Below are 15,216 nucleotides of genomic sequence, written 5' to 3'. Positions count from 1 at the left end.
TCATTTTCGCAGCAACCTCAGTCCGTTGACCACAACCAACAGACTGGCGCCCATGTCGGCAAAGACTGCCATCCACATGCTTGCGCTGCCGAATACCGCCAGTACAAAGAACACCGCCTTGACGCCTAGCGCGAAGCTGATGTTTTGCAGCAGGATGGCATGCGTGCGTCGGGAGAGTCTGATCGTCTCTCCTACCCGCTGCAGGTTATCGTTCATGATGACAACATCCGCTGTTTCCATGGCAATGTCAGTGCCCGCGGCACCCATGGCAAAGCCTATGTCGGCTTGAGCCAGCGCTGGCGCGTCATTGATGCCGTCGCCCGCCATGCCGGTGGGCCCGTACTGCACCTGCATTTGCTGGATGGCTGCAAGTTTTTCTTCTGGCAGCAGATTGCCCCTCGCGTCGGCTATCCCGGCAAGAGCTGCCACAGATTTAGCGGTCGCTGCGTTATCGCCGGTGAGCATGACGGTGGTCACACCGAGGGACTGCAGCTCGGCGATCGCCTGCCGGGAGCTTTCCTTGATGGTGTCGGCGACCGCGAAGATGCCCAGTACCGCCTGGTCGTCGGCCAGTAGCGTGACGGTGCGACCTTGTTCCTCGTGGACGGCCAGCACAGCCTCAAGCTCTGAGGAGCATTGCTTGCGCTCCTCTACCAGGCGGTGATTGCCCAGAATATAGGATTTTCCATCCACAGTGCCCTGCACGCCGCGTCCGGCAAGCGCCGTGAAGGCGTCAACAGAAACCGTCTGCCCGTCAAGTCCGGCGGCGATGGCTTTTGAGACCGGATGATCCGAGCGAGCGGACAGGCTGGCAGCGATCTGGCGAACAAATTCCTTGTCTGCCAGATGCCACACCTGCCAATCAACCAAAGCGGGTTTGCCTTCGGTCACTGTTCCTGTCTTGTCGAGCGCAATTGCTTTCAGCCGTCGGGCATCTTCCAGATAGGTGCCGCCCTTGATAAGAATGCCGCGCCGCGCAGCTGCTGCTAGGCCACTGACCACAGTAACTGGCGTTGAAATGACCAACGCGCATGGGCATGCAATCACAAGCAAAACCAAGGCCTTGTACAAAGCCTGCATCCAGGTCCAGTCGAGCATGAGAGGCGTCAGCAGCGCAATACCCAGAGCCATGACAAATACGGCAGGCGTGTAGATGGCGGCAAATCGATCCACAAACTTCTGGGTGGGCGCGCGTGTCCCCTGTGCCTGCTCCACTGCATGGATGATGCGCGCCAGCGTGGAGTCATTGGCTGCCGCAGTTACCCGGATTTCCAGCTCGCCGGCTTCGTTGATCGTGCCGGCAAAGACCGCATCCCCTGGCGCTTTATCGACGGGAATACTTTCGCCGGTCACCGGCGCCTGGTTAACCGCGCTGTTGCCTGTGAGCACCGTGCCGTCCAGAGGCACCCGGCCCCCCGGCTTGACGCGCACCACAGCATTCAGGGGCACGTCTTGCAAGCCCAGGGGCTTCCAGCTGTCGTCGGCCTGCCGCGTTTCTGCCTCTTCCGGGGCCAAGGCCAGCAACCCTTTAATAGCATTTCGGGCGCGATCTACTGCCAGCGCTTCAATCAGCTCGGCGATGGAATACAAGGCCATCACCATGGCTGCCTCGGGCCACTGGCCAATCAAAAACGCCCCGGTGACGGCGACCGTCATCAAGGCGTTGATGTTGAGCTTGCGCTGAAACAGCGCCGTCAGTCCCTTCTTGTAAACGTCGAGGCCCGCCAGATAAATGGCTGCCAGCGCCACACCCATGCCTGCGAGCTTCCAGGCCAGGGTATCTGGCGCGAAAAAGCTGAGTGCCTCGGCCGCCCCAGCAAAAACCAGTGCAGCAACCAATCGCGCCACACCAGCCGAAACACCGTGCTCATCGCCGGCTGTTGCGCTTTGTTTGCCCTTGGCAGGGGCCAATGGCAGCATCTTGAAACCGGCCTTGCCGATGGCGTCCACGGCTGCCGCGATGGCCTCCTGCTGCGCATCAATCGCAAGTGTCCGCGCCACCAGCTGAAAGTTGAGCGAACGTATTCCAGGCACAGATTCCAGGGCGCGTCGTATATCTGCCTCCTCAGATGCGCAGTCCATATTAGGAATGCGAAAAATCGCGCTACCCAAGGGTGACACAGCCGACGAGTCAAGAGGCTCTTTCGGAGTTGTATTACAGCAGTCAGACATGATTTTGTTCTCCATAGCAGGATTCAACACCTTAAAGTGACTTGAAGGTCAAGCAATTCGTATTAAAAGTCCATCTCACTGATGTGCTTGTGAAAATCGGTGCGGCCGTACGGCCAAAATGCGGCTGGTCCGTGCAGGTCCTAGGGCATCGATCTGCCATCCGGTAACGCTTCCCCAGAATGGAATCACTTCACTCCAGGCGCGGCCTGACCGACGCATTGCTTCGGGGTTCAAGTGATCTATCGCAGTCGGTCACATTCATGTAAACAAGTTCGTCCACGCGCACACCTGAACTCGGGCGAAGCGGCACCACTCTTTTGCGTGGCCGGTTTAAATGCCTATACGAAAGCACAACAAATTTGTCAGTTGCAAGCTGCTGTGGCAACGCCGCGTCACGACAGTCCGAGAATTGTGGTGTGGGAATTTCGGAAGCGTGCCCTATCTGAATGACTTTGGCTTCGCGCCAACCGTCGGCAAAGTCGTACTTTCCCTCATACACAGTAGCGCATCCAGCAAGGGCGAAGGCCGAAAGACAGACAATTAGCGCGTCTCTGTATTTCATGTGGATCTCCATTTACTCAGCTGTGAGCTTTGATCCCGTTTGGTTGCCATCAGTAGCGTAAGTCAGTGGTGTTTCGGCGATACCCGTATCACGTTCAAAGAAATTGCAACCATCAGCGCCGTGTTCACACGCAACCAGTTCACACTGAATCGTGGTGTGAAAGACCGAAAAACGTTTCGCCACGACAGTCTTGATTTTTTCAATGACTTGTGTAGGCGCCACGTCCGATGCGTGTACAACGTGGGCGGTCAGGCTGTTCTTGCCGCTGGTACGTACCCATACATGCAGATCGTGAACATCGGTAACACCCACGACCTCATGCATGGCGGCCCTCACTTCATCCAGCGAAACACCTTCGGGTGTTCCTTCTAAAAGAATATTCAGGCTTTCCTTGAGCAACACCCAGGTGCGCGGCAAGACCCACAGGCCAATGCCGACTAGGTAAGTGCATCCTGCAAAGGCTGTGTTGGCTAGCGCCGAGCGCAGATGAACGATTACTTCAATTCAAAGCGCGCGGTGGCGGGCGGCTTCCCCGCCAGCGTCACGACGGCAATGCCCTTGGTTCCCTTGACGGCTTTGAATGTGCCTTTGGCTTCAAGTTTGTCGCCGACGGGCAGCAGCTCGGCTTCAGACTTCTCCGTACCATTGAGCAAGGTGACTTTGGCTTTGGCGCCGTCAAGCCTCATCGGCTTGCCGTGGTCACTGATGTAAATCTGCAGCACGTCGGGCTTGGCCACAATTTCCAGGTCGCCGGCTTTGGTCTCTACCACCACGCCACCGAATTTGGCGTCATGGCCGTGATCGCCCGCGGCCATGGCTGTCCAGCCCGTCAGAGCGAGGCTGGTAGCGAGAGTCAGCTTGATAAAAGTGTGTTTCATGGGATTACCTTTCAGTCAGGGTCAAAAAAGCGAGGGAAATTAGAAAGTTTCAGAACCGGAATCTGCGACCAGCGCCTCAATCGGTTTCCGGCCAAACATCGCGACCATGGCTGGCGTCAAAAACGAATCAAGCAGGGTCGAGGTGATCAAGCCCGAAAAAATCACCACCGCCACTGGGTGCAAAATCTCGGTCCCCGGCATGTCGGCTTCAAACAGCAGCGGTGCCAGCGCCAGCGCTGCCACCAGAGCAGTCATCAGTACCGGCGTGAGGCGCTCCTGCGAGCCGCGCAGGAGCATGGCGCTGCCAAAGTTTTCTCCTTCAAAAGCGCACAGGTTGATGTAGTGCGACACCTTCAAAATGCCGTTTCGGATGGCTATGCCCGCCAGCGTGATGAAGCCAACCAGTGCCGCTACTGACAGCGGCTGCCCGGACAGCCACAAGCCCACCACCGCACCCACCAGTGCCAGCGGTATGTTGGCCATGATGATGGCGGCCAGTACACCAGAGCGGTAGCGCGAGTAAAGAATCAAGAAGATCATGGCCACTGAGCCCAGCGACAGCAAGCCAATCAAGCGCGATGCCTCTTCCTGCGCCTGGAATTGACCGCCCATCGTGATGAAGTAGCCCTCGGGTAGCGCGGTGGCGGCTATCGCCACCCGCATGTCGGCTACCACTTCGCTCAGCGCACGGCCCTGGGTATTGGCCGACAGCACGATGCGCCTGCGCCCGTCGTCGCGACTGACCTGGTTCGGGCCGTCGCTTTCTTCCACACTGGCGAGCTGGCTCAGTGGTACGCGTCCGCCCGGTGTGTCTATCATCAGGTTACGCAGGCCTTCAATGCCGCGCGAGGTTTCGGGAAGGCGAAGCACCAGATTGAAGCGGCGGCTACCCTCAACGATCTGAGTGACCTTCTCGCCGTCAATCAGCACCTGCAGCTCTTGCAGAAGTTTCGCCGGCGGCAGGCCAAGGCCCAGCGCGCGGTCATAGTCCACCTGGATCCGGATCTGGGGCGTGAGCACCTGCTTTTCAACCTCCAAGTCCACCACGCCGTTGATGCCGGCGAGCTGTTGCCGCAGCGCCTCGGCCTGCGTGCGCAGGGTGTCCAGGTCATCGCCAAAAATCTTGATCGCGATTTGCGAACGCACGCCCGACAACATATGGTCGATACGGTGGCTGATCGGCTGGCCGATGCCAATGGCCGCCGGCAAGGTCGCAATGCGGCTCCGGATGTCGGCGTAAACCTCTTCCACGCTGCGGTCGCTGCGTTTGAGTTTGAGGTCGAGCTCGGACACATGCACCCCTTCGGCATGTTCATCGAGTTCGGCCCGGCCCGAGCGACGGCCGACGTGTTCGACTTCCGGAATGCCGGCCAGTGCCTTTTCGGCAATCGTTCCGATGCGGGCCGACTCGGTCAAGGTGGTACCGGGGTTCAAGCGCAGGCCGACCAGCGCTACGCCCTCGTTAAAAGGCGGCAAGAAGGTCGTCGGGAAAAACGGCACGGCCGCCATCGCCAGTACGGCCGCTGCCGCCCCGGCCAGCACCCAGGCGCGCGGCGCCAACAGCACCCGGTTCAGTGCAGTGGCGTAGCGCGTCTTGACCCAGGTCTGAATTTTGGTGTCCCCATGCTCCAGGCCTTTGATTTTTGGCAGCAGGTAATAAGACATCACCGGCGTCAGCGTGACCGACACCACCATGGACGCCAGCAGAGACACGATGTAGGCAATCGCCAGCGGTTGCATCAGCCGGCCCTCTATGCCGGGCAGGAAAAACAGCGGCAGCAATACCAGCACGATGATGACGGTGGCGATCAAGATGCCGGAGCGCACTTCCAGCGTGGCTTTGGCGATCAGCTCCAGCGGCCCCAGCCGTCTGTCAGGGTGGGCGGCGCGGTCCATTTTCAACCGACGCAGTACGTTCTCGACGCCGACCACCGCGTCATCGACCAGCCCGCCAATGGCAATCGTGAGTCCCCCCAGCGTCATGGTGTTGATCGACAAATCGAAGTAGCGAAACACCAGCACCGTGATCATCACAGACACCGGAATGGCAGTCAGTGAAATCAGCGTGGTGCGGATGTTGAGCAAAAAGAAATACAGCACCACCGCCACCACGGCAGATGCAGCGAGCAATTTGCCGCGCAGGGTGTCGACTGAGGTCTCGATGAAGTTCGCCTGGCGCATGGTGACCTGCGGCGCACCCATGCCGGATGGCATGCCTTTTTTGAGTTCCTCAATCGCGGCCTCGACTTTTTCTGTCAGTGCCACGGTGTCGGCGTCGGGCTGCTTCTGGATGCCCAGGATAACTGCCGGCTGGCCGTTCAGGCCCGCGTCGCCGCGTTTGATGGCGGGTGCAAAAGTGACTTTGGCAACCTGGTTGAGCTGGATCGGTTTGCCGTTTTGAAACGCAACTGGCAGGCGTTCCAAATCTTGCAGGCGTGTGGTACGGCCGATGTTGCGTATCAGGTATTCGCGCGAATTGAGCTCAAGAAAACCGCCGCTGGAGTTGCCTGAGAAGCCTTTCAGTGCAGCTTCAATACTTTCCAGATCCACCTTGAGCGCCGCCATCAGCGCAGTGTCGGGTTGCACCTGGTACTGCCGCACCTCGCCACCAATCGGCACCACCTGGGCCACACCTGGAAGGGTCAAGAGGCGCGGGCGCATGACAAAGTCGGCGTATTCGCGCACCGCCATCGGGCTGATCTTGCTGGTATCAATCGGCAGTGCCAGCAGCATGATCTCGCCCATGACGGAGCTGATAGGACCCATGCCGACGTGCTCCACGCCCTGCGGCAATTGCTCGCGCGCGGTTTGCAGTCGTTCACCCACCATTTGCCGGGCGCGGTAAATGTCGGTCTTCCAGTCGAAGGTGACATAAACGAATGACAGGCCGACGCTGGAGATCGAGCGAATGCTCTCCACTCCCGGTATGCCGCCCATGGCGATTTCCAGCGGCGCGGTGATCAGTTGCTCGACTTCTTCGGGCGCCATGCCGCCTGCTTCGGCCTGCAGCGTCACCGTGGGTTTGTTCAGGTCGGGAAAGACATCGACCGGCATTTTGACCAGCGTCAATGCTCCGACCAGCAGCAGCACCACCGAAAGCACCACCACCATCAGCCGGTTGCCGAGGGAGGCGTAAATGAGTTTTTCAAACATGTTCTGCGATCCTGAGCTCAGCGGACCTGATTGACCAGGGGTGCGCCTTGCGTCACCACCCGGTCACCGGCCTTCAGACCATCCACAATCGCAACGGTGCTACCGTCCAGCGGTAACTGCCGCACGGTGCGGGGTGCGAACAGTTCGGCGCCTGTGTGCACCCAAACCATGTCCTGGTTGCTGGCGTTTTTGACGACGGCACTGGTGGGCACGGCAAAACCCTTGACCTGGCTTTTGGTCTGTACCGTCACTTTGACCGGCTGGTTGATGGACAGTAGCAGGGCGGTTTTGCCTGGCACGGTGCGAAACACCAGCGGGATGGCGCCCTCGCGCAGGCTGTTCCCGGCGCCGACAAACTGCAATGGCACGCTGGTGCCGGGTGCCGCACTGGCGCTGGCCGACGCAATGTTGCCCGACAGCGCGGCGTCAAAGGCGTTAGCTTCCACACTCATGCGAGTTGGATCGACAATTTCGAACAGCAGGTCACCCGCATTGACCACCTGCCCGGCCACCACACTGGCGGCTGCAATCACACCGGATACAGGTGCCCGGAGCGACTCCGTGGCGGACACACTGCCGGCAACTGCGGCCGCGCGTTGCTGCAGACTGGTCACGTCGGACCGCGCCGCTTCGATGTCTTTTTGCGGCACCGTGCCTTCGAGCTGCTGCAGCCGCTCCACGCGGCGGACTGCCAAGGTCAGGCTGGCATTAAGCTCCGCGCTTTGTGCCTGCTGGTTGGCGCGTTCGATCGCGTTGCTGGAAGCGCGCACCAAGGCCAGCACCTCACCCTTGCGCACAGCTTGACCGAGTTGCGGCAGGCCGCGTGGACCGGCTTCAATGCGTCCGGCCTGCGTAGGCTGGACCTTGCCGCCAGCGTTGCTGTCGAGCACCACCCGACCCGTCAGCTCGACGGTGGTGGGCAGGGAAGCTTCCTCGGCGACAAGGGTTCGCACGCCGAGTTGCCTTTGGCTGGCCTTGGGCAAAAACACGCCGCCGTCGCCCAAGCGCTGTGGTGCGTTTCCGCCCGCTGCGGGTGTGGCTTCCCCGCCGTGGTCGTGGCCTGGGCCGGCCTGCGCGTCCCAGGGTGCGGCGGTACCGAGGGCAAGCAGGCCGGCCGCCATCAGACCGGCAAACCCTGTGCGGCGGCGCATGCGCCATGCCACAGCGGCCAGCGCCACCAGCAGCAGCGCAGCGCCCACATAAGCTGCCCATCGCAGCCAGGGCCGCGTCTCCCCCGCATGATCGTCATCGGCATGAGGGTCGGTGATGACCAGGTCGCCGGCCAACAGGTCGGTGTCTTTGCCCGCGGCGACCACAAAACTCACAGACAGTGTGCCGGGCTGAGCCAGCAATTCATGCTTGAAGCTGTAGCTGCCGTCGGCCTGGGGTGTGGCCGCGCCCTTGGCCGTACCGGCTTCGACCTCGATTTTTGCATCGGTGACCGGCTCGTTGCTGGCATAACGGTCCAGGTAAATTTTCATCTCACCGTTGTCGACCACGCCAACCAGCTCAAACAGCTCGGAGTGGCTGTTGATACGCGGTGAGGTGACGGCGCTGGCTGCTGCTGGCGCCTCTGCACCATGGTCTCCTGCCGCCCAGGCCGGGGCGAAGACACTAAATGCTATGAAAATAATAGCTGCCAGCGCTTTATGGACAAGGGATAGAGGCCTATTAGGCTTAAATATTGCGTTCATGGGAGCAGTCCAAGGGCTTGGTTCAATTGAGAAATGGCGCGTTGCAGACCCACACGGGCTCGCGCCAGGGAAAGATCGGCTTCAAATTTTTCGCTGTCGGCGCGCAGGCGGGTTGGCAGGTCCGACTCGCCGAGGCGGTAGGCCTTGGCGACAAGGGTCTGCACCTCGCTGCTGAGGCGTGCGCGTTCGGCCATGTTGGCCTCTGTTCGGCGGGCGGCATCAAACTCGACCAGGGCCGACGCCAGCTCGCCGCGTGTCTGGCGTTGGACGGTATCGAAGTCCGCTTGGGCGTCATCAAGTTCGGCGCGTGCTGCCGCGATGCGCGGGGCATTGCGGTTGTCGGTTCCGAAGGGGATCTTCAGTGCCAGGCGCAAACTGGTCTCACCGGCTGCAGCGAAAGTTGCGCGTTCACGCGTGACGCCGACCCCGATAGCCATGGGATCACGTTTGTCGGCTTCGCTCAGCTCCAGCTTTGCCTGCGCCGACTGGACGCGCGTTTGCGCCGCCTGCACCGCAGGATGGTCAGGGCTGGCGGTCGCATTGGCAGGAGGTAACGCGTCTTCCAATGAAGGCGTAGCAGTCAGCCCGGTAAGGGCCAGCCACTTGTTCTGCAGCCGGGCCAAGTTCACCTCCGCCTGCTCCCGACTGGTGGCAGCTTGTTGCACAAGTGATTGGGCCTGCAAGCCATCCACGCGCGCGCTGTCGCCGGCCTTGACGCGGCGATCCACGTCCTGCGCCAGCACCAGCGCTTCGCTGTGTTTGCGTGTTGCCAGTTCACGTTCGGTGCGTGCCAGCGCAAGGCCGGCGGCCACTTCACGCACCTCGGCGGCGAGCTTCAGCCGCGCCATCAACTGCTGAGGTTCAAAGGCCAGGCGTTGGGCCGCGGAGTCCCGCTGGGCGGCGCCACGCACGCCCGGGCTCCAGATCGGCAACTCCAGCTCGGCTTCGTATTCACGAAAGCCGCCGTTGTTGTTGAAGCGGTCGCTGCGTTGCGCCAGCAGGGCGCTGGGTGAGCCGTTGATCCAGGATGATGCGGCGCGCTCGCGGGCCTGCAGTTCCGCGCGGCGGTTGTCGGCGCTGCGGGCTGCCGGGCTCAGTGCCCAAGCGGCATCCAGTGCTTCACGCAGACTGGGGCCTTGCCTTGCCGGCACTGTAATTTCGGGAACAAGCGGTGGGGGCAGCGTTTGCGCGCTGGCGGTGGCTGCGACGGCAGCCGACAAGGCGAGCGTCGCATAGGCAGGCCATGCACGATGCAAGCGGGAAAAGTAAAGCAAGAGCGTTCTCCGAAGTGACTAAAACTTCGGCGAACCTTTGCGCTGGCGCGGACTATGGAAAAGGCGTTACAGGTCCGTCAGCTTCAGAGGTTCACCACGGCTGGCGTGGTGAATTTCCATTTGGGGCGCTCAATGCTGTCGGGTTGTCCTCGGCTGGTCCAGACCTGAGGCCTGGGCAGCGGGGCGGCAACGTCCCCAACGCTGTACCGAACTTCGGCAGTCGTGAGCATGCCGGTTGTGTGGCTGTGGCCACAGTGGCTCTGGCTGCAGGCCTCGCCTTGGCCATGGTCATGAGTCACGCTCGATTTTTCAGCGCCTCCGGCACCCGTGAATTGGTCTCCGATGGCATGGGCGGCCACGTGGCCCAGCTCCTGCGCGGCGTCCGCTGCCGCGTGAGCATACGCGCCGCCTGACAGTAGCGCCAGCCAGACAATAAGGAAGTGACAAATCAAACGTTTCACGGGCGCTATCCTAACAGCCGGCAAAGTCCCCGCGCCGCGCAAGGGCTGACTTGGAGGGGTGCCGGAGTGCTCATACCTTTGGGCTCCACGCAACTCCTTGCGTAGAAGTCTTGCCAGCTCCGGTGGATACCGACTGTGTCGCACGGATGCGCGCGACATTCCGGTTCATTGAGTGGCGAATCCAATGCTGGTACAGCCAGCGCTTGAGGCCGCCCAGGTTGGCGCCATGCCGGGCGTAAAAGGTGTCGGGATCGGCAAATACGCCGAAGTCACCATTGATGCCTTCCTTCTGGATATAAGTGTCCGAGCCGCACCAGGCAACCGCAGGCGCTTGCAGATTGGGGGTAGCTGCGCCATAGCCACTAAAGGCTTTAACGCCGGCAAACCTGCGCTGCAGACTGCTCAGGTAGCGGTCATCCAGGATGAAACCCTCAAGATTGACCCAGCGCCCCTGCACCTGGACTTCGACCCAGCTGTGGATGATGCTGCGGGGCGCAAGCGCATAGGCAAGTCCGGTGATGGCGCCCTTTTGCAAAGCCTTGTCAATGGTGAAACCATGAAAGCGGCAGGCGATACCTGCGCCGCGCAGCAAGGCCATAAACAAGGTGCCTTTGGTGTTGCATTGGCCGATGCCGTCGGCCAGCACCCGGGATGCAGGCAGTGTGTCATCTTCGTTGTAGCCGAAAAGAATCTCGTTGCGCACAAAGTCATAGATGTGCCCTATGCGTTGATGCTCGTCTAGTGCGAGCCAGCCGCGTTCGACGATCAGGGCGCGTAGCGCAGGATTTTGGTAGTCCAGCAGTGGCGTGCTGGCGAGTAAAGGGTCTTGGGGCGGCATTGGGAATAGGTCTTATAAGAGAGTTGAAGGAGTAATTGGAAACCTTCAAGTCACTTTAAGGTCAAGGTGTCGGATTTAATTCCCCGTGACGTCTCATGGACATCAGGTACGTCAGCGCAAGACCTGACCACTTCAACAAAGCATCTGCTTGGCGTCAACCCATCAATTTCGCGGCGGAGCTACTAACGGAGGCGTCAACGCGAAAGTAGCCCACAACAGTCGCCACGCTGCGATGCCCCGTCATGGCCATGGTGTCGGCCAACGGCACTTCCTGCCGCCCAGCTTCGGTCACAAAACCCGACCTCAGTGAGTGCGCAGTAAACTCGCCCACGATCCCGGCAAGGGCACATCGCTCCTTCACGATGGCTCGAACCACAGCAGGGGAGAGCGCTTCGCCCAGATGCCCGCCCTTGCGGACACTCCTAAAAATCGCCCCCGATTCAATCCCGCTAGCCCGCAGCCAGGCCGCAAGCGCCACAGCAGCCGCACCCAGCAGTGGCTTGTTGTTCTCGGGCAGGTCCACACCCGCCTGGTTGGTCTTGGAATAAGCTAGGTTGTAGACAAAGCCCTCTGGGATGGGCTTCAGGAACTGCATGTCTGCCCCCGTGACCTCGGAACGCCGGCGCCCGCCGCTGGCCCAGGCAAACAGCAATAAGGCGCGGTCGCGTTTGCCGCGCAGCGAGTCGTCGCAGGTGGCCAAGATGGCCTGCAGGGGATCTTTGGTCAGCGCTTCTTTCTTCTGAGGCAGGGCGCCGCGTTTGGCGTAGGCCTTGCGCGTGCGTGACAGCAGCTCGCGCACCGTGGGATCTTGGCAGGGGTTTTTGAGTTCGCGCACTTGGTGCGCTTTGGACAGCACGGCAATCCGGTGCACAAGGGTGTTGTGGGCCAGTGCGCCAAGCTTGCCTTTGTAGCCGGCCTGGACCAGCGTCTGGTCGATCAGGGCCGGCAGCTCGGATACCAGGCCCTTGTCCGTAGTGCGCTCGGCATGGTCGACGATGAACTGCAGCACGCAGGGGGAGGGCACAGGCAGTTGGATCTGGCCGCCATAACGGATGCCGTACCAGGCGGCCCAGTAGCGCAAGGCGCTTTTGTAGCTGGCCATGGTGTTTTTGGATTCGCCTTCGCGCAGCAGTTCCTCGACCGCACGCTGCGTGACGTCGCTGAGCTCGGTTGGCTGCAGAGCCGGGACTTTCTGAAGGGCAGGCAGGCGCATGTTTGGCTTAGGGCGATTTATTGATTAAATTCATACATGTTATGTATGATGTATTACATAACTATCAAATAGATCACGATAACAATCTCTTATCGTTGGTAAATATAGCGACTGAGGCGAAGCCATGCAATCGAAAAGTACGAGAGGTGTTCAGCAGGAAGAAGTTTGGGCCGCAGCGGACGCGTTGATCGCCGCCGGCGAGCGCCCGACGATTGAGCGGGTGCGTTTGAAGATTGGTCGAGGCTCGCCAAATACCGTCAGTCCCATGCTGGAAAGCTGGTTTGCCACCCTCGCGCCGCGGCTTGGGGTTGCGGCGTCGGGCGCCCAGCCGGCAGAGGAAGGTGCGCCTAAAGAGCTACGCCAAGCGCTTGATAACATTTGGGCGGCTGCTGTGGCAAATGCGCGCGACAAAGCGGACAAGGCGCTCGCCCCTGAGCACGACAAGCTTGCGCAGCAAGCCCTGGAGCTGGAGGTCTCGCGTCAGGAAGTTATGCAGCAGGAGACCGCGCTGGCCGGGCGCGGCGTTGCTCTGCAATATGCAATGGAACTGGCTCAATCGCAGCTGCGGGATCAAGCCATCCTGTTTGAAAAGGCGGGGCGTGAACTTGAAAGCGCCCGCAGCAGCTTGGCCACCTTGGTTCAGGAGCGCGATGCTGACAGGCGCCAGTTCGACGAACAGCTTCTCACCCTCTCTGGGGAGCGGCAGCGTATAGAGCAACGAGCGTCGGCGAACGAAAAGCGCCTGCTGGAAGAAGTAGATCGCGCTCGTCAGGAAACGAAACAGTTGTCTCGGGTCCTGGAGGACGCGGGACGGAAGCACGCCATTGAAAGGCAGACACTTGAGCACACGAACGCCGCGCTGGGTAATCGTGTGCAGACAGGGGAAATCGAGCTTGCCACATTGAGGGAACGGCTTCAGGGTGCCGAAGAACGAGCAAAAAAGCTGGACGAGCTGCTAGCGGCTACTCGACAGCTAAAGCGACCGGCTAAAGGCAAATCTGAAAAGTCCCCAGCAAGCGGTCGCCGTGCCACTGGCGCGGCAAAGCGACAGCCCTAAACGATGTCCGGCAGCCATCTAAATAGGCCAGACAATATTCGGAAACAAAGACGGAGATGATGATTTTTTTTTGGTCAGCCCGTGCTGGCAGCTTACGACTCGACCGTTCTAAAAGTTACCAATGCGCACCTTTTCAATTAATCGCCGATTGTGCAGTTTCGGGGTCTCTTCAAATTTGCTGAAATAAACTCCTGACGCGAATTTGATTTTCCATCCGTCGCTTCGGACGCGTGAGCCATACATCTGAAGGCTTGCTACGTTGGCATGATTCGCCAATTCCAGCAAGGCAGTCCATTTCGCCTGATCATTGGCGAGAGGGGAGTCAGTGATCCCGCGAAGTTGACGCAGTTCATCCTCAAACGACAGGTTGCTGAACAGAAGAACGTGAGACAGTCTGGTGAGTTGCCCGTGCAACTCGAACTCGCAATCCGTGTAACTGATAGCTTGCCAGATGAAGCGAGAGGCCCTGGGTGAAAATCCGTTATCCAGCGGCAGGTACTTGGCTTCCAGACCTATCGGATCAGGCTTGAAACCCTGTGCGACCAGATGCGCGCGGGGAACGAGGATGTAATCGATTTGCACACGGGTTCGCGCGGTCAGGTGATGACCTCGTACTTCTGTTGCTACTTCGAAATCCCGCTCAATCATGGGATGGAGCCAAGAGCGAAGCTGAATTTCAGTCTCGAACGGCACGAAAGACGCCGGCTGGGGATCTGTGAACGTAGCCGAGTGGTTGCGCTGGAGGTGACTGATGATGAACGGTAGACGCCTTTGCCACTGCATCCTGTGGAGGGCGGGTATTGCCGCATCCAATGCTTGGGAAGCTTGAGTGAGCTGGGCGAAAGAGGCATCACGGTCAGCCTGTACTAGAGCCTGAAATTCGGCGCGCTGAGGTGCAAGTCCCGGATCGATCAGGTCTGCCAGAGCGCCTTTGGCTTCGCTCAAGTCTTGATCAACCGAAAACCGCTGCGCGTTGTACGTGGTTGCCAGATCGGTGCCGAATTCAAGGGTTTCCGCCGTAGCACTCGTTCTTTTTTTCGCCTCGCCGCGTTGTTGACCACAGATAGTGCACTGTTCCACGAGACAGCGCCCACCTCCTTGAACCGTTCGCAGTCGGAGGGAGAGAGACAGCCTGCAATCATGTTGCAGCTGATTTTGTTGCGCAGTCAACCGCGCGATCTTCGCCGTAAGGTCTGTGATTTTGTCCATAGTATGAGGCTAGCTTGAACCCAGGGCGCGCGACCTTTTGAGGAACGATGCCGTGCAAGCTTTCTAACGAGTTACGCCGCACATAAAGTGTCTGGATTGTGATGTTCCGAGATCGCTGCCTCCTCCCTTGGCAAAAAGTCGTTTCTTTCACCTCTCAAACTGACTCCGCTATTGCAAAGTTATCGATCAACGAGACTCTTCGAACAAATGCAATTGCGCAAGCAACGCTACCAACCTATTCGCTAAATTTGAGGCATTTGCCGATGCCTCCTGAACCTCATATGTGCCAGTTGACATCCCTCCATAAATGAACTCAACGAAATTTGCAAAACCCTCCGCACCTAGCGCCTCTTGCCGGATCGCGGTATCAATACGGTCATAGGTTTCTGGCTCCCTGGCGGCAACCCCTCCTAGTGTTGGGTGCGCTTCGTAAATGCCGGGGGCAATCTTGTCAATTTCGACGGTCAAAATCATTCTTTTATCCTCAATCCAGTTGTCACACGGACTCCATGCGGGAACTCTTCGCTTCAAGAATGACGAACCTTCCATGCTGGCGGCGAAAAGAAGTCATTGCGACCATCGTGGTGGTGAGCGTCGGTTCCAGCGGCCGGCGGACAGAGTTACAGATGCCCGCTCTTTGGTTAAGCCTTTAGGGATGGTCTGAATAACTCCCCGCCACATCGAGTAGCGGGGTCGTATTTTTCA

At 59.6% G+C, this 15,216-nt stretch carries 13 protein-coding genes; 1 reads left to right on the top strand and 12 read right to left on the bottom strand.

Annotated features, from left to right (window positions below; translation table 11 throughout):
• The 10 genes from PSV40_RS03005 to PSV40_RS02960 form a co-directional block, all read right to left on the bottom strand.
• The gene (locus PSV40_RS03005) at positions 1 to 2,172 is read right to left on the bottom strand and encodes a heavy metal translocating P-type ATPase (RefSeq protein ID WP_300534123.1); all 2,172 of its coding nucleotides are present in this window, start codon (positions 2,170 to 2,172) and stop codon (positions 1 to 3) included.
• Between the two features lie 190 nt (positions 2,173 to 2,362).
• Positions 2,363 to 2,734 (bottom strand): hypothetical protein, encoded by a 372-nt coding sequence (locus tag PSV40_RS03000; protein ID WP_300534009.1) that lies wholly within the window; start codon positions 2,732 to 2,734, stop codon positions 2,363 to 2,365.
• 12 nt (positions 2,735 to 2,746) lie between these two features.
• Positions 2,747 to 3,151, bottom strand: a complete 405-nt coding sequence (locus PSV40_RS02995) for a hypothetical protein (RefSeq protein WP_300534007.1) — start codon at positions 3,149 to 3,151, stop codon at positions 2,747 to 2,749.
• A 77-nt stretch (positions 3,152 to 3,228) separates the two neighbouring features.
• The gene (locus PSV40_RS02990) at positions 3,229 to 3,612 is read right to left on the bottom strand and encodes a hypothetical protein (protein WP_300534005.1); all 384 of its coding nucleotides are present in this window, start codon (positions 3,610 to 3,612) and stop codon (positions 3,229 to 3,231) included.
• A gap of 39 nt (positions 3,613 to 3,651) precedes the next feature.
• Positions 3,652 to 6,765: an efflux RND transporter permease subunit gene (locus PSV40_RS02985; RefSeq protein WP_300534002.1), complete on the bottom strand. Its 3,114-nt coding sequence runs from the start codon at positions 6,763 to 6,765 to the stop codon at positions 3,652 to 3,654.
• A gap of 17 nt (positions 6,766 to 6,782) precedes the next feature.
• Positions 6,783 to 8,459 (bottom strand): HlyD family efflux transporter periplasmic adaptor subunit, encoded by a 1,677-nt coding sequence (locus tag PSV40_RS02980; protein ID WP_300534000.1) that lies wholly within the window; start codon positions 8,457 to 8,459, stop codon positions 6,783 to 6,785.
• On the bottom strand, positions 8,456 to 9,733 hold the full coding sequence (locus PSV40_RS02975) for a TolC family protein (RefSeq protein ID WP_300533997.1): 1,278 nt from the start codon (positions 9,731 to 9,733) through the stop codon (positions 8,456 to 8,458). Before PSV40_RS02975 ends, PSV40_RS02980 begins: the two co-directional genes overlap by 4 nt.
• An 83-nt stretch (positions 9,734 to 9,816) precedes the next feature.
• Positions 9,817 to 10,194 (bottom strand): hypothetical protein, encoded by a 378-nt coding sequence (locus PSV40_RS02970; RefSeq protein ID WP_300533994.1) that lies wholly within the window; start codon positions 10,192 to 10,194, stop codon positions 9,817 to 9,819.
• A 70-nt stretch (positions 10,195 to 10,264) separates the two neighbouring features.
• On the bottom strand, positions 10,265 to 11,032 hold the full coding sequence (locus PSV40_RS02965; protein ID WP_300533991.1) for a transglutaminase family protein: 768 nt from the start codon (positions 11,030 to 11,032) through the stop codon (positions 10,265 to 10,267).
• 154 nt (positions 11,033 to 11,186) lie between these two features.
• Positions 11,187 to 12,245, bottom strand: a complete 1,059-nt coding sequence (locus tag PSV40_RS02960; protein WP_300533988.1) for a tyrosine-type recombinase/integrase — start codon at positions 12,243 to 12,245, stop codon at positions 11,187 to 11,189.
• A gap of 124 nt (positions 12,246 to 12,369) precedes the next feature.
• Between PSV40_RS02960 and PSV40_RS02955 the strand changes: the two genes are divergently transcribed.
• Positions 12,370 to 13,302, top strand: a complete 933-nt coding sequence (locus PSV40_RS02955) for a DNA-binding protein (protein ID WP_300533985.1) — start codon at positions 12,370 to 12,372, stop codon at positions 13,300 to 13,302.
• Between the two features lie 108 nt (positions 13,303 to 13,410).
• Here PSV40_RS02955 and PSV40_RS02950 read toward each other — a convergent pair whose 3' ends face one another.
• Both PSV40_RS02950 and PSV40_RS02945 read right to left on the bottom strand, forming a co-directional pair.
• A complete protein-coding gene (locus PSV40_RS02950; protein WP_300533982.1) occupies positions 13,411 to 14,511 on the bottom strand; it encodes a hypothetical protein in 1,101 nt (366 codons plus the stop codon).
• A gap of 186 nt (positions 14,512 to 14,697) precedes the next feature.
• A complete protein-coding gene (locus PSV40_RS02945) occupies positions 14,698 to 14,985 on the bottom strand; it encodes a hypothetical protein (RefSeq protein ID WP_300533979.1) in 288 nt (95 codons plus the stop codon).
• Positions 14,986 to 15,216: the final 231 nt, after the last annotated feature.

This window comes from Polaromonas sp. (genome assembly GCF_029945925.1).
Classification (GTDB): domain Bacteria; phylum Pseudomonadota; class Gammaproteobacteria; order Burkholderiales; family Burkholderiaceae_C; genus Polaromonas.
The sequence above is the reverse complement of the archived record's forward strand: the minus strand, read 5'-3'. Positions and strand labels throughout refer to the sequence as shown.

What these genes read in the sequence shown, in the direction of transcription:
- PSV40_RS02990 (WP_300534005.1), bottom strand. Translation starts at nt 3,612, where the DNA reads ATGAAACACACTTTTATCAAGCTGACTCTCGCTACCAGCCTCGCTCTG.
- PSV40_RS02950 (WP_300533982.1), bottom strand. Translation starts at nt 14,511, where the DNA reads ATGGACAAAATCACAGACCTTACGGCGAAGATCGCGCGGTTGACTGCG.
- PSV40_RS02985 (WP_300534002.1), bottom strand. Translation starts at nt 6,765, where the DNA reads ATGTTTGAAAAACTCATTTACGCCTCCCTCGGCAACCGGCTGATGGTG.
- PSV40_RS03000 (WP_300534009.1), bottom strand. Translation starts at nt 2,734, where the DNA reads ATGAAATACAGAGACGCGCTAATTGTCTGTCTTTCGGCCTTCGCCCTT.
- PSV40_RS02945 (WP_300533979.1), bottom strand. Translation starts at nt 14,985, where the DNA reads ATGATTTTGACCGTCGAAATTGACAAGATTGCCCCCGGCATTTACGAA.
- PSV40_RS02980 (WP_300534000.1), bottom strand. Translation starts at nt 8,459, where the DNA reads ATGAACGCAATATTTAAGCCTAATAGGCCTCTATCCCTTGTCCATAAA.
- PSV40_RS03005 (WP_300534123.1), bottom strand. Translation starts at nt 2,172, where the DNA reads ATGTCTGACTGCTGTAATACAACTCCGAAAGAGCCTCTTGACTCGTCG.
- PSV40_RS02960 (WP_300533988.1), bottom strand. Translation starts at nt 12,245, where the DNA reads ATGCGCCTGCCTGCCCTTCAGAAAGTCCCGGCTCTGCAGCCAACCGAG.
- PSV40_RS02965 (WP_300533991.1), bottom strand. Translation starts at nt 11,032, where the DNA reads ATGCCGCCCCAAGACCCTTTACTCGCCAGCACGCCACTGCTGGACTAC.
- PSV40_RS02955 (WP_300533985.1), top strand. Translation starts at nt 12,370, where the DNA reads ATGCAATCGAAAAGTACGAGAGGTGTTCAGCAGGAAGAAGTTTGGGCC.